Raw genomic sequence first — 13,852 nt, 5'->3', positions numbered from 1 at the left:
AAGGGCGTAGGCGCAGGTCAGGCGTTCGTCGTGACGTAGAGCCGCGAGTCCCAGCGCGGACCGGCACTGGTGTCCGGATCGGCGGCGACCACGCGGGCCCCGAGCGACTCCACCAGGCGCCGCACCTCGGGCTCCGGGGTGCCGTGCATCTCCATCCCGCGCCGGAGCCGGCGGGCGACGCCGACCGGGAGGGCGGAGAGCACCCGGCCGGCGAGCGAGGACGACGGCTGCGTCGGCATCTGGAACACGACCACCGCGCCGGGACGCGCGACCCGCCAGAACTCCCGGACGTAGCCGTGCGCGAGGGCGGGCGGCATGTGCTGGAGCACGCGGCAGGAGTAGACGAGGTCGACCGAGTCGGTCTCCACCGCCGCCAGGTCGGTGCCCGTCACCTGCACGAACCGGCACGCCTCGTCGGGCACGATCTCGCGGGCCTTCGCGAGCATCGTCCGCGAGATGTCGCAGCCGAGGACCTCACCGAAGCCGGCCTGCGCGAGACCGTGCGAGAGCCGTCCCGCACCGCAGCCGAAGTCGAGGGCGCGGGTCCGGCCCGGCTGCAGCCCGAGCGCGCCCACGCGCCCGAGCACCGTGTCGATCTCGGCGACACCGGTGGCGAGGAACTCCTCCGGGCTCCACCGGTTGCCCGACTTGCCCCGGTCGGTGAGCACCGCCCACATCGGGTCCTCGTCGCCCAACTTCGTCCAGGTGCGCGAGACGTCGTCGATGTCGCGGTCGGCGGTCACAGCAGGGTTCTCCAGGGGGTCGGTGGTCAGCCGGCGGCCTTGGTGAAGACCGCCTCGTAGGCGTCGAGCACGGACTCGACGCTGAAGGCGTCGGCGGCGGCGGCCCGGCCGTGCGCGGCGTCCGGCGGGTCGTCCCGCAGCTCCGCCAGCGCGACGGTCAGCCCCGCGGCGTCGCCCGGGGCCACGATCCTGCCGAACCCGGTGCGCTCCACCGGCAGCCGCACCCCGGGCAGGTCGCTCGCGAGGGCGGGGACCCCGGCGAGCATCCCGACGACCTGGACGATGCCGAAGGCCTCGAAGGCGTTCACCGACGGCAGCGCGAACACGTCGATCGAGGCGTAGAACTCGCCCAGGCGTTCGTCCGGGATGAACCCGAGCAGCTCCACCCGCGGGTCGTCGCCGGCGTGCGCACGGACGCGGTCGACGACGCTGCCGCCGGCGACGCGGCTGTGGTCACCGCCGATCAGCAGCCGGGCGTCCGGGTCGTCGAGGGCCAGGAACGCGTCGACGAGGTGCTCGACGCCCTTCTCCTCCACGAGCCGCCCCAGGAACCCGACGTGGAACCCGTCGCCTCGGCGGTAGGTCGGCGCGGCGGGCTCCACCGGCGCGCAGGGCGGTGGGATGGCCACCATGTGCGGGGCGATCTCGGGCCAGAGCCTGCTCTGCCGGGCGTAGTCCTCGCTGGTCACCACGGTGGCGACCGACCGCTTCAGGCCGCCGCGGCTGGACCGGTCGACGGCCTCGCGCTGCGCCACGTTGACCATGCCCGGCGGCAGGCTGACGTCGCAGTGGTAGGTGGAGACGACGGGGATCGGCGCCAGGCGGGTGAGCAGGCTCGCCTCGATCAGGGGCAGGTGCAGGTTCGCCACCCGCGAGCGCCGCATCTCGCGCAGGGCGAGCCGCGTCAGGTTGACCCCGACGGTCCCTTTGCCGACCTTGGCGAGGACGGGGGCGCGCACGACGCGGACCCCGTTGACGTACTCGTGGGTCGGGAGCGACGGCTCGTGCTTGCTCGCCACCACGCAGACCCGCCAGCCGCGCGCGGCCAGGCCCTCCGCGACGTCCCGGGCGACGTTGGTCAGCCCCGAGACGTAGGGCGAGTAGTAGGTCAGCACGATGACGACGTCGTTCACGACGGGTGTCCCGGTGCGGGCGATGACCGCGCCTCCCTGCCTCCACTCGCGGGCGACCGCCGTGGTCGGCCGATGTCATCCGTGCAGAAACCACGGTATCGGTCGAGAGAGATCGTCGGTGTCACGCCCCGCAGCGATCCGCCGGACAGACGAGCACGATCCGGACGCCGGACGGACACCGATGGCGATCTCGGGGTGCACACCGTGAACCCCGCGTGAACTGCGCACTCACCGCATCGGGACGACCCAGGCGCCCTCCACCAGCCGGCCAGGGTCCCCGGCCACGGCCCGGGCCCACGCCAGCGCGCGGTCCGGGTCGCGCACCTGGTCGGGCACCACGACGATCGCGCTCACCTGCTTGGCCGCCAGGTCCGCCCGGGCCGCGGTGACGTCCCCGCGCCCACCGTCGAGGACCCCCTGCTGGAACGGGCCGATCTCGCCGTCGTGGAGCACCGGGACCCGGTCGCTGCCGCCGATGAAGTAGCCCCCGGTCTGGCGGTAGGAGAAGCCGGCCACGGCCTGCCAGCGCACCGGGACCCCGCCGTCGCGCACCCAGTCCTGCGACGGTCGCGGCACCAGCTCGACGATCGCCCCGGGCGCGATGCCCGGCGTGCCCGCGCGGAAGAACGCCGGGACGGACGCGTCGGTCGTCCATTGGTGGTCGTCACCGGGCACCCACGTCACGGCCGCCGCGAGCACCGCGACCACCGCGACCCCGCGCCCCACCCGGCGCCACCCGCCGTCGGGGACGGGTCGGGTGAGGTGCGCCAGGGCGAGCGCCCAGATCGTCACGACGCCGAGCGCCACGAACGGCGCGAGCCGCCCCGCCTCGGCCTGGCCGACGAGCGGCACGTCGACGAGGAGCTGCCAGGGCAGCCAGACCCCGGTGTCCTGGTCGAGCACCGCGAGCGTGGTGCCGAGCGACAGCACGGCGAGCACCATGGTCACGACACAGGTCACCAGCACCGCCCGCGAGCGCACGAGCACGACGGCCGCGAGCAGGACGAGCACCATCGCCGCGCCGAGGTAGGAGCCCTGCTCCCCGGGATAGACGCGCAACTGCTCGGCGAGGGCGTCGGTGCCGGGTCGGATCGCGGTGAGCGGCGACGGGATCAGCAGGTTCGCGGCGTCCGCCCCGGTCTCGGTCGCCTCGCGGATCGACGCCCGCGGCCGCGACGGCCCCGCGAGGAGCACCCACACCGGATAGGCGCACAGCACGCCGACGACGCCGACCATCGCGGTCAGCGACCGGGCCACCGACGGTAGGCGACGCCACGCCGTCCGCGGCGCGGACACCGCGAGCACGACCGCGACCACCACCAGCGCGAGGGCGCCCAGCGCCACGGTCTGCGTGTAGAGGCCCATCTGCACCGTGAACGCGAGACCGAGCAGCGCCCCCGCGAGCCACGGCCGGCGCGGGGCGGCGAGCACCCGCACCGCGGCCCACAGCACGACCGGCGGGAACACCGACCACACCAGGTTCACGTGCCCCACCCACGCGTGGGCGATCACGAACGGCGAGAAGCCGTACACCAGCCCGGCGAGCGCCCGGATCCAGCGCGGCCCGACGAGGACGGCGAGGCAGCGGTGCGCGAGGTAGGCCGACGCGACCGGCCCCAGGATCATCGCGACGTTGTCGGCCACGACCGGTCCGGCGGTCGCGGTCACCGGCGCCAGGAGCACCCCGAGCACCGGCACGCCGGTGTTCCACATGCCGTTGACGCCCGCCGGTGCGTTCTGCCACGTCGACACCAACGGGTCGAGCCCGTGCCTGAGCGCGTACCAGGTCCAGCCCAGCCACCAGGTGAACAACGACGAGTCGGAGGCCACCACCCCGGTCGCACGGCCGGCGAGGTCGCCGAGCACGCGGTGGAACAGCAGCCCGGAGGCGGCGAGGTAGCCGAGGAGGACGCCGAGCTCGGCCGGCACCGCCCGGAGAGAGCGCCGCGCCGCCGGCGGATCGGTGACGACGGGCGGCGCGGATGCGGTCCTCGTGGTGGTCAGCCGACCCTCCTCCGGGTGACACGGTCGGCCGCGAGCGTAGTCAGGATCGGCTCCCGCGTGGCTTCACGACGAGCCCGACGCGCTGGTTGTTAGCGTCTCGGTGACCGGGCGGCGGCGGGACGGAGCAGCAGTGGGCGAGGACACCGATCGGGGTGTCGAGGAGCCGCGGTCGGGGAGCACGACGACGACCCCGCTGCGCCTGCTGCGACGCACGCTCGCGACGGTGCGACTCGTCCCCCGCGGCGATCGGGCGGCGCTCGACGCCGAGACCGAGCGCCTGCCCCCGGAGAGCCGAACGTCGGCGACGGAGACGCCCGAGACCTCCGAGGGCTCCGGCACCTCCGCGCGGGACGCCTTCACCCCCGACGACGACCGCCCGGACCGCTGGGGCCCGGCGGACTGGGGCCTCGACGGGCTGCTGGTGGCGCGCGTGGTCGCCGTCGTGTCGGCCCTGGTCGCCGTCGTGTGCGGGCTGCTGCTGCCGTTCGCACCCGTCGTCCAGAACGCCCCGGAGATCCGGTGGCCGCTGGACGTGAACCGGCCCGAGTCGACGATGCTGATGCTCACGGCCTACCAGCCGGAGTCGTTCTCGGTGCGCTTCAGCTGCCGGACCGCCCGGGAGGCCGGGGCCACGCCCGACGGCTACGTGCTCACCACGATGGCGCCGACGGCGGGTGGGTTCGACGACACGGCGCTCGCGATCCGGGTCCGGGCCGACACGCTCACCGTGCGCAGCGCGGGCCAGGACATCGTGGCCGAGCCGCTGCCCGCCGGGGACTGCTCCTACCAGGTGCGGGGCGACGCGGCGGCCGTCCAGGTCGACCGCGACGGGCGGGACCTCGGGCGGCTCGTTCCCCGGTTCGGCGAGGCCGACCCCGACGAGACCAAGAACGTCCCGCCCAACTCGTTGCCCGACCCGAAGCCGATCAGCGCGCTGCCCGACGTCGACGCGCTGTCGACCTCGCTCACCACGCTGCCGGGGGCCCGGCCCGACGACCTCGCGGTCAGCATCAGCGCCGACGACCGCTACGCGAGCACCCCGACCCCGTTCAAGCACGCCCTCATCACCGCGGCGATCGTCGCGGTGGTCCTCGGCGGGCTCGCGACGACCGCCTCGATCCTGCTCGCCCGCCGCAAGCGCCGGGACCGGGCCCCGGACGGGCTGCGCCCGACCCCCTGGTGGGCGCGGATCGACCGCGTCCTGCTCGCCCGGCTCTCGACCTGGCGGCCCCGGCTCGTGGACGCCGTCGTCGTGGTCGTCCTCTGGTCCTGGCTCTACCTGGCGCCGCTGACCGACGACGACGGGTACTACTCGGCGATGGCGGCCAACGTGCCGCACGCCGGCTACGTCGCGAACTACTACCAGCTCTACAACCAGGGGTTCACGCCGTTCTCCTGGCCGTACTACCTCCTCTCCTGGTGGCAGCAGCAGGCCGGCTTCTCCCCGGTGGCGCTGCGCGTGCCGTCGGTGGTGGCCGGCCTGCTGACCTGGATCGCGATCCGCGCCTTCGTCGCCCGCTGCCCCGGGCTGACGCACCCGTGGAAGGAGCACCGCTGGCTCGCCCTCGCCTCGCGGGTGACCCTGTGCGTGGCCTTCCTGACGTGGTGGCTCGCCTACGACGTCGGCACCCGGCCGGAGCCCTACACCGCGGTCTTCGCCGCCGGAGCGCTCGCCCTGGTGGCCGAGGGCGTCGAGCGGCGCCGCCTGGACCTGCTGGCGGTCGCGGTCGGCGTGGGGTCGATCGGGCTGATGACGGCGCCGACCGGGTTCATCTGCCTCGCCCCGCTACTCGCGGCGGCGCCCACCGCGTGGCGCCTGATCCGGGAGCGCTCCGCGCACTGGTGGGAGATCCCCCCGCGGTTCCTGGTGGTCATCGCGCCCGGGGCGATCGGAGCCGTGTTCGGCTTCGCGGACGGGACGTTCGGCGACTTCGCCCGCTCGCAGGCGATCTTCGCGCCGATCCAGCGGGCGCAGACCTGGTACCTCGAGTTCCAGCGCTACGCCCTGCTGCTCGACGAGACGTCCCGCTTCGGGACCTACACCAAGCGCATCACCGTGCTGCTGTGCCTGCTCGCGATCGTCTGGTTCCTCGTGACGGCGGTCGTCGCGCGGGTGCGGGACCTCCCCGTGCCGTCCCGGCTCATGCTCGTGGGCTGGTCGACGATCCTCGCCTTCGTCCTGCTCCTGCCGACCCCGTCCAAGCCGTCGCACCACTTCGGCGCGATCGTCGGGGTGGGCGCCCCGTTCCTCGCCCTCCTGCTGGTCGCGGCGCCCGGCCTGGTGCGCGACTCGGTGCGCGCCGGGAAGGGCCGCGTCCCCGTGCCGGCGATCCTCGCGGCCGCGGCGGCCGCCATCGCGGTGATCGCGCTGTCCGGTCACGGCCGCAACCGCTGGGCCTTCATGTGGGGGCTCGGCCAGCCCTCGTGGCTGGACTACCCCTCGGTGAAGGGCTTCTACTTCGACCAGCCGCAGTACTGGGCGGTGCTGCTCGTCGTCCTGACGCTCCTCGTCGCGCTCGTCACGACGTTCCGGGGCAGGGGCTGGCGACCGTGGTCGCTGCTCGTCGCGATCCCCCTGCTCTGCGTCCTGGCCATGGCGGCCACGACGACGCGCACGATCGCCGACTTCGCCCTCGCCGTGGACCGGACGGCCACGACCTACTCCCCCGCCGGCGACGCGTGGCGCGACCCCGCGGCCACCCGCTGCGGGGCCGAGCAGGCGATCGACGTGCTCACCCCGGAGCGGTTCCCGCTCGCGCCGCTCGTCCCCGTGCCCCCGGCGGACGAGGACCCGGCCACCTCGGCCTTCCCCCGCGACGCCTACCTGACGAGCAGCCCGCCGCCGGCCGACCTCGCGCCCGACCTGACCGTGTGGGGCAGCTTCCAGGCGCCCTCGCCCGGACGATCGCCCGACGCCCGGACCGGGTCGTTCACCACCGGCTGGTACCGGCTCCCGCCCGGCAACACCGACGACGTCGCCATCACCACCGAGATCTCCGGTCGCATCGGCGAGGGGAACACGCTCGCCGCCGAGTTCGGCCGGCCCGGTCCGGGCGGGGTGCAGTCGCTGGGCGTCCGGCCGGTGAAGGAGACCAGCGACGGCACGGACTGGCGCGCGCTCGACGTGACGAAGGCGCAGACGGCGCCCGCGGACGCGACCCTCGTGCGCCTCACCGCGACCGACGGGGCGACCGACGTCGGCGGCTGGCTCGCCTTCTCGGCGCCGCTGTTCCAGCGGTGGGCGCCGATGGCGTCGGCCCTGCCCCGCGCCGGGGTCTACACCGTGGCCTGGGAGAACGCCTTCCTGTTCCCCTGCATCACCCAACCGATCCAGCAGGACGGCATCACGCAGACGATGGACGGCTTCCTCGGGTACGGCGAGACCCGGGGCTCCGCCCTCGCCGACTTCGTCGCGAAGCCGGCCAACGGCGGCATCGTCGGGAACGCCTACCGCGAGGCCGACGTCACCGAGCTCCGCACGCGGTTTCACGACTTCCCCGACGTCGACGACGACGTGCTGCTCATGCTGTTCGAGCAGCCGTACCCAAGCGACCGCTACACGGTCGAGCCGGGCTCGCGGGTGGTCTCGGGCCTCACGCAGTAGCCGCTCAGGGCGCGCGCAGGACGAACATCGACGACTCGCCCGCGCCCGGCCGCAGCACCATCCGGCCGGAGAGGAACTGCGCGAACGCCGGCACGGCGTACCGGGCCGCGTCGACGAGCTTCGGCAGGCGCGAGTAGGGGACGTTCCACAGCCCGTCGGTGCCCTCGCGCTCCACGGTGAAGCCGTGGTCGACGAGCACCGAGCGCCACTCGGCGTGCGGCTTGAGGTTGATGTGCGTCGGGTCGGCGTAGCCCATCCAGTCCGGGCCCGCGAGCGCGCGGCCGCGCCCCGCCGGGTCCGGCATGACGACGAGGGCCTGGCCGCCCGGGCGCAGGATGCGCCGCCAGGTCGCGAGGACGTCCTCGACGACGTCGTCGGTGAGGTGCTCGAGGACGTGGATCGCGGTCAGCGCGCCGAAGCCGTCGTCGGGAAGGTCCTCGACCGCGGTGGTGACGGTGCAGCCGGGGGCGTTGCGGCGGGCCGCGGCGGCCGACCAGTCGGAGAGCTCGAAGCCCGCGGCCTCGCCGAGGGCGGAGAGCCGGCGTACGAGGTGGCCGGTGCCGCAGCCGAAGTCGAGGTAGGGCCCGCCGTCGCAGTAGCGACCGACGAGGCGGGTGTAGTAGCCGAGCGCGGGCCGGTCGCCGGCCTGCCCGTTGGCGTCGTAGTAGGCCGCGTCGTAGTGCTCGGCCTCGCCCTGGTGGGGCTCGAAGGTCATCGCCGTCTCCCGGTTCCGCGTGCGAGGAGGAGGGTGCTCACCAGGGCGCCGACCAGGGATCCCACGCCGAAGGCCACCTCGCCGGCCACGACGACGCCCGGAGCGAACCAGAACGTCGCGCCCGCAACGACGAGGCCCGCGAGCCAGCTCAGGGCCACGTCCACGTGGCGCGCCCGGGCGACGTGCACCTGGGTGACGACCACCAGCCCGACGTGGGCGAGCACGCCGGCGACGATGATCGCCAGCTCGACGCCGTCGATGCGGTAGGCCGAGCCGAAGATGAGACGGACCAGGGGCGGCCCGATCCACCAGGCCAGCGGCACCCCGACAACCGCGAGCGCGACCAGCCCGGCCGCGCCGCGGCTCAGCAACCGGACCACCTCGCGGCGGCGCCCCGCGGCGAGGAGCCGGGTCAGCGTCGGCACCACCGCCGACTGCAGCGGCACGACCATCGAGAGGGGGGCCTTCGCGATCGTGAAGGCGGCCACGAACACGCCGGCCGCGGCCTGGGCGGGGCCCTCGGCGAGCGCGACGACCACCACCGGCAGGCCGTTGAGCAGCAGCTGGGCGCAGACCGAGCCCACGAGCAGCGGCAGCGCGGCGGTCGCCAGCGTCCGGGTGGAGTGGTCGGTCGATCCCGGCTCGGGGTACTGGCGCTCGGCCCGCCGCCACGCCGCCGGGATCAGCGGCAGGTGCGCGAGCGCGATGGCGGCGACGAGGGCCCAGCAGTACAGCGCGGCGCGATCGGTCCCGAGGACCACCAGCACCACGGCGAACCCCAGTCGCAGGAGCGCGTCGAGGACCATCACCGCGCCGTGGCGCACCAGGCGGTCGGTGCCGATGAGCACGCCGCGCAGGAGGAACTGGCCGCCGGAGACGACGCAGAGCGCGACGAGCGCCGCGAAGGCGTTGGCGTGCGCGTCGAGCGAGGTCCAGACCAGCGGCGAGGCCGCCGCGAGCACGGCGAGCGCCAGTCCGCCGAGGATCGCGGCGGTGCCCGCCCCCGCGACCAGGACCCGTCGTCGGGACTCCCGCATCGCGAGGCGGCGGGCGAGCTCCTGCTCGAGGGGCAGGAACGGGCCGAAGCCCAGCACGAGGGCCAGCGCCCAGAAGGCCCCGAAGGTGGCGTACTCGGCGGGGGTCAGCCCGCGCGCGACGACCGCGAGGTAGACGTTGACGAGGAGCCCGGAGACGACCACGCCGAGCCCGGCCGACCCGACGAGACGCCGCGCGCCCGGGCCCTCGCGCGGCTGGGAACGGGGCGGATCGGTCGTGGTGCTGATGACAGGACGATACTGGTGCTCCACGTGCCCCCCGGGCCTCGCCCTGGTTGCCGAGGGCTCTCGACCATCCGCGTGACCCGGGGTCGGGACCCCTGTGTCCTCCACCCTCTGTATGGGTACGGTAACGCTGTGAACGTTCAGAAGGTCGTGGGCATCCTCGTCGCGATCCTCGTCGTCTTCTGGATCATCAGCTCACCGGGAACGGCTGCCGGGACGGTGAACGGCATCCTCGACAGCCTCGCGTCGGCGGGGAACTCACTGATCCAGTTCCTCCGCGGCGTCGCTCCCGGCTGATCAGACCGTCGCGGCGGGCGGCGCCGCCGGGTCCTCCACGTCGGCGCCCGGCAGGACGACGTCGGTGACGACGATGTTGAGCTCGGTCACCCGGACGCCCGCGATCTGGTCGACCGCCTCGGGCACGTGACGACGCAGCGCCCGGGTCAGCTCGCGGGCCCCGGCGCCGTACTCGATCGCGACGTCGAGCCCGACGACGGCGGTGTCGCCGTCCATCTCGACCCGCACGCCGGCCACGTTCTCGGTGGAACCGGTCAGGGTCTGGCGCACGGCGCCGACCGCCCGCGCCGTGGTGCCGCCGAGCCCGGCGATGCCGGGGATCTCGCGGGTCGCGTAGGCGACCACCTTCTGGACGACGGCGGGCAGGACCTCGGTGGTCCCGGTGACGGCGGTCGGGTCGAGGGGGTTCACGGGCGGGGGCGTCGCTGCGGTCATGCGCCCGGTGTACCCGTTCGCGTGCACGCTCGTGCGGCGCCGCGGAGCACGATCGTGGGTGCTCAGGACCGCCGGCGGAGGACGGCGCGCGCCGCGAGCAGCGCGAGGACGACGTAGGCCAGGACGAGCAGGAGTCCGGGGAGGTCGGTCACGTCCCCGACGATGGCGCCTCCCGGCACTACCCGACACCGTGTTGACGGCTCGTTGACGTCGGTCAGCCCGACGTCGACGCGGCGTCTCCGTCGATGGCGTCCCGCCGCCGCGCGCTCAGCCGGAGCACGAGCGTGGCCAGCAGCGCGGCGAGCAGCGAGGCGACCACGATGCCGACCTTGACGTGGTCGTCGGCCGCGGTCCCGCCCCCGAACGCGAGCTCACCGATGAGCAGCGACACCGTGAAGCCGATCCCGGCGAGCAGTGCCAGCCCGAACACGTCGACCCACCGCAGCGACTCGTCGAGCTGGGCCCGGGTGAACCGCTGGACCAGCCACGCCGCCCCGGTCACCCCGATCGCCTTGCCCGCGACGAGGCCCGCGACCACGCCGAGCGTGATCGGGTTGACGAAGGTGGCCGCCAGGTCGGACTGCCCGACGACGGTGACCCCGGCGGCGAAGAAGGCGAACACCGGCACGGCGACGCCGGCCGAGATCGGGCGCCACCGGTGCTCGAAGTGCTCCGACAGGCCGGGGCCGTCCCCCGGGGCCCGGCGCACCACCGGGACCGCGAAGCCGAGCAGGACACCGGCCACCGTGGCGTGCACCCCGGACTCGTGCACCAGGATCCAGGTGATGGCCGCGAGCGGCAGCAGCAGCCACCAGGACCGCACCCGCCGTTGCACCAGGATCGTGAAGATCGCGAGCGGGACCAGCGCCAGCAGCAGCGGGCCGACCGCGAGGTCGGCGGTGTAGAAGATCGCGATGATCGTGATCGCGAGCAGGTCGTCCACCACGGCGAGCGTCAGCAGGAACGTGCGCAAGGCCGTCGGCAGGCCGCGGCCGATCACGGCGAGGATCGCGAGCGCGAAGGCGATGTCGGTGGCGGTCGGGACGGCCCACCCGACGAGGCCGTCGGGGTTGCCCAGGTTGATCACCGTGTAGATGACGGCCGGGACCGCCATGCCCCCGACCGCCGCCGCCACCGGCAGCACCGCGCGCGCCGGCTCCCGCAGGTCGCCCGCGACGAACTCCCGCTTGAGCTCCAGGCCCGCGACGAAGAAGAAGATCGCGAGCAGGCCGTCGGCCGCCCACGTCGCGAGGGAGAGGTCCAGGTGCAGGGCGGACGGCCCGACGGTGAGGTCCGCGAGACCGGTGTAGGCGTCCCGCCAGGGGGTGTTCGCCCAGATCAGCGCCAGGGCGGCGGCGCCGATGAGCAGGGCGCCACCGACGGTCTCCTTGCGGAGGATCTCGCCCATCCGCGAGGACTCGCCGGGCGAGGGCGGGACGAACAGGCGGCCGGTGCGGGTGCGCCGGATCAGGTCACGGCGCCGGGTGGCGGCGGGTTCGGTCACGAGGCTTCTCCCGGGCAGGCGTTGACGACCGCCGACCAGACTTCCCGGCACACCGTTGCCGACCCTACCGGCCTCGTCGGGTCTCGTCGGCGATGTGCGAGTGGCGCCACCCCGACGTCAGGTGCCGGCGCTGTGCCATCGCTGCCGACGGGGCCGGTCAGCAGATCGCGTTCGGCGCCGGGAGCGCGAGCGTCGTCAGGTAGCGGTTGACCTGGTCGTCGACGCACGTCACGCCCTGGCCGTACACGGTGTGCCCGTCGCCGCGGTAGGTCAGCAGCGCGGAGCCGGGCAGGCGCCGGGCGAGGTTCTGGCTGTTGGCGTACGGCGTCGCCGGGTCGTTGGTGGTGCCGAGGATGAGCACCGGGGGCAGGCCGGCGCCGGTCGGCGGGGTCAGCGGATCCTGCGGCACCGGCCAGTCCGCGCAAGTGAGACCGGAGACGAGCACGTTGCCGCTGAAGTGCGGCGCCCGGAGCTCGGCGGCGCGGGCCTGGGCGAACACGTCCTCGCGGTTGCGGGGCCACGAATTGTCCAGGCAGGTCACGGCGTTGTACGTGTCGGAGTTCGACCCCTCGAAGTACCGCGCGGCGAGCCGCCGGAAGGGGGCACCGTCGCCGGAGTCGGCGGCCTTGAGCGCCTTCGCCAGCGTCGGCCAGTTCTGCTTCGAGTACAGCGGCAGCACGACGCCGAGCTCGAGCAGCCCCGGCGACAGCGGCGACATCCCGGCGACCGGCAGGGGCGAGGCCTCCACCCGCGCCCGCACCCGGTCGAGCATGCCGATCGCGTCCGGCCCGGCCTCGCAGTCCGGCCGGGAGGCGCAGTCGGCGGCGAACTGGCGCAGCGAGTTCTCGAAGCTCTCGGCCTGGCTCGGGTCCAGGCCCGGCAGGGTCACGTCGACGACGCCGTCGAGCACCATCGCGCGGACGCGCTGCGGGAACTGCTCGCCGTAGACCTGGCCGATCGACGTGCCGTACGAGTAGCCGAGGTAGGAGATCTGCTGCTCGCCGAGGGCGGTGCGGATCGAGTCCATGTCGCGGGCCACGTCACGGGTCCCGAGGTGGGGCAGCAGCTGGCGGTACGCGTCGCCGCACGCCTGGTCGTAGCGCTCGACCGCCTGGGCCGTCGACGCCTCGCCCGCCGGGTCGCCCGGGTCCGGGTCGCCGTAGTACGGGGTGTCCGGCCCGACCGGGCACGCGAGGTTCACGCTGCGCCCGACCCCGCGCGGGTCGAAGCCGATGACGTCGAACCGGGACGCCACGGCGGCCGGGACCTGGCCGCTCTCCACCGTCTCGATGCCCGACCCACCGGGCCCGCCCGGGTTCACGAGCAGCACGCCGAGCTTCGTCGCCTGGTCGGCCGCGCGCTGGCGGACGATGCCGATCGTGATCGTCGGGCCGGTGGGGGTCAGGTAGTCGACCGGCACGGTGATCTGCGCGCACTCGAACGTCCCGTCGCACGGCACGAACTGCGCGGGCGCGCCGAGCGGGGTGGCGGGTGCGGCCGGGGCGGCGGAGGACGTCGGCGCGGCCGGACCCGTGGAGGACTGCAGCGGCGGGGCGCTCGGGCTCCCACCCGTGCAGCCCGCGAGGGCCAGCCCCCCGGCGAGCAGCGCGCCCAGCAGTCTGACCCGTCCGGTCCTGCGTCCTGGTGCCACCGCGCCACTCCTCATACCCCGACCAGACGACCCCCGCCAGGGCCGACCCTGCCCGGCATCCAACCGCACGCCCGGTTGACGGGCCGCGCGACCCGTGGTCGGGAAGGGGCCCCGCCGTGGCAGCGAAGCGTCGTCGCTGTCACTGGCCGACAGCGACGACGCTTCGCTGCCACTCGGGGAGGCGCTACGGTCGGCCCATGGGCGAACCCGATCTCGTGCTGGTCCCGGCCCTGGTCGGACTGCCCGCCGCCGACGCGCACGAGCTCGCGATCGCCTCGCGGGTGGTCGCGGTCGACCCCGACCCCGACACGCCGCCGACGGTCTCGGGGACCGTCACCGACCAGGACCCGAAGGCGGGCTTCCAGGTCCCGGCGGGTGCGCCGGTGACGATCTGGGTCGAGCCCGACGACGACGGGGGCGGGAACATGCCGCGGATCGAGCCCGACAAGCCGCTCGACGGAGCCGGGGCGAACGCCTGATTTTCGG

11 protein-coding genes are annotated in these 13,852 nt (G+C 74.4%); 3 read left to right on the top strand and 8 right to left on the bottom strand.

Going from position 1 to position 13,852, the window contains the following annotated elements; all coding sequences use genetic code 11:
* Nucleotides 1-17: 17 nt before the first annotated feature.
* The 3 genes from ACQPYX_RS00910 to ACQPYX_RS00900 all read right to left on the bottom strand — a co-directional run bounded on the left by ACQPYX_RS00910 (nt 18) and on the right by ACQPYX_RS00900 (nt 3,805).
* On the bottom strand, nt 18-743 hold the full coding sequence (locus tag ACQPYX_RS00910; protein WP_433801038.1) for a class I SAM-dependent methyltransferase: 726 nt from the start codon (nt 741-743) through the stop codon (nt 18-20).
* A gap of 26 nt (nt 744-769) precedes the next feature.
* A complete protein-coding gene (locus tag ACQPYX_RS00905; protein WP_433801037.1) occupies nt 770-1,876 on the bottom strand; it encodes a glycosyltransferase family 4 protein in 1,107 nt (368 codons plus the stop codon).
* Nucleotides 1,877-2,104: 228 nt separating this feature from the next.
* Entirely contained in the window at nt 2,105-3,805 is a 1,701-nt protein-coding gene (locus ACQPYX_RS00900; RefSeq protein WP_433801036.1) for a hypothetical protein, read from the bottom strand.
* Between the two features lie 205 nt (nt 3,806-4,010).
* Between ACQPYX_RS00900 and ACQPYX_RS00895 the strand changes: the two genes are divergently transcribed.
* Nucleotides 4,011-7,484 carry an arabinosyltransferase domain-containing protein gene (locus ACQPYX_RS00895; protein WP_433801035.1) on the top strand — a complete coding sequence of 1,158 codons (3,474 nt, stop codon included), beginning with the start codon at nt 4,011-4,013 and terminating at the stop codon, nt 7,482-7,484.
* Nucleotides 7,485-7,488: 4 nt separating this feature from the next.
* On the opposite strand, the gene ACQPYX_RS00890 is transcribed toward ACQPYX_RS00895, so the two are convergent.
* Nucleotides 7,489-8,199 carry a class I SAM-dependent methyltransferase gene (locus ACQPYX_RS00890; protein WP_433801034.1) on the bottom strand — a complete coding sequence of 237 codons (711 nt, stop codon included), beginning with the start codon at nt 8,197-8,199 and terminating at the stop codon, nt 7,489-7,491.
* A complete protein-coding gene (locus ACQPYX_RS00885; RefSeq protein ID WP_433801033.1) occupies nt 8,196-9,506 on the bottom strand; it encodes a lipopolysaccharide biosynthesis protein in 1,311 nt (436 codons plus the stop codon). Before ACQPYX_RS00885 ends, ACQPYX_RS00890 begins: the two co-directional genes overlap by 4 nt.
* A 105-nt stretch (nt 9,507-9,611) precedes the next feature.
* Between ACQPYX_RS00885 and ACQPYX_RS00880 the strand changes: the two genes are divergently transcribed.
* Nucleotides 9,612-9,776, top strand: a complete 165-nt coding sequence (locus tag ACQPYX_RS00880) for a hypothetical protein (RefSeq protein ID WP_433801032.1) — start codon at nt 9,612-9,614, stop codon at nt 9,774-9,776.
* Here the strand turns inward: ACQPYX_RS00880 and ACQPYX_RS00875 are convergent, their stop codons facing one another.
* The 3 genes from ACQPYX_RS00875 to ACQPYX_RS00865 form a co-directional block, all read right to left on the bottom strand.
* Nucleotides 9,777-10,211, bottom strand: coding sequence for an Asp23/Gls24 family envelope stress response protein (locus ACQPYX_RS00875; RefSeq protein ID WP_433801031.1), 435 nt, complete (start codon nt 10,209-10,211; stop codon nt 9,777-9,779). It lies immediately after the preceding gene.
* Nucleotides 10,212-10,425: 214 nt separating this feature from the next.
* Nucleotides 10,426-11,619: a Na+/H+ antiporter NhaA gene (gene nhaA, locus ACQPYX_RS00870; protein WP_433803648.1), complete on the bottom strand. Its 1,194-nt coding sequence runs from the start codon at nt 11,617-11,619 to the stop codon at nt 10,426-10,428.
* A gap of 253 nt (nt 11,620-11,872) precedes the next feature.
* On the bottom strand, nt 11,873-13,366 hold the full coding sequence (locus ACQPYX_RS00865; protein WP_433801030.1) for an alpha/beta hydrolase: 1,494 nt from the start codon (nt 13,364-13,366) through the stop codon (nt 11,873-11,875).
* A 197-nt stretch (nt 13,367-13,563) separates the two neighbouring features.
* Here ACQPYX_RS00865 and ACQPYX_RS00860 point away from each other — a divergent pair, with 197 nt between their 5' ends.
* Nucleotides 13,564-13,845, top strand: a complete 282-nt coding sequence (locus tag ACQPYX_RS00860) for a PASTA domain-containing protein (RefSeq protein WP_433801029.1) — start codon at nt 13,564-13,566, stop codon at nt 13,843-13,845.
* Nucleotides 13,846-13,852 lie beyond the last annotated feature (7 nt).

The organism is Actinomycetospora sp. CA-084318 (assembly GCF_050955885.1).
Classification (GTDB): domain Bacteria; phylum Actinomycetota; class Actinomycetes; order Mycobacteriales; family Pseudonocardiaceae; genus Actinomycetospora.
Note: the sequence above shows the minus strand (reverse complement) of the source record. Positions and strands in the feature narration are given on the sequence as shown.

What these genes read in the sequence shown, in the direction of transcription:
- nhaA (WP_433803648.1), bottom strand. Translation starts at nt 11,619, where the DNA reads ATGGGCGAGATCCTCCGCAAGGAGACCGTCGGTGGCGCCCTGCTCATC.
- ACQPYX_RS00860 (WP_433801029.1), top strand. Translation starts at nt 13,564, where the DNA reads ATGGGCGAACCCGATCTCGTGCTGGTCCCGGCCCTGGTCGGACTGCCC.
- ACQPYX_RS00890 (WP_433801034.1), bottom strand. Translation starts at nt 8,199, where the DNA reads ATGACCTTCGAGCCCCACCAGGGCGAGGCCGAGCACTACGACGCGGCC.
- ACQPYX_RS00875 (WP_433801031.1), bottom strand. Translation starts at nt 10,211, where the DNA reads ATGACCGCAGCGACGCCCCCGCCCGTGAACCCCCTCGACCCGACCGCC.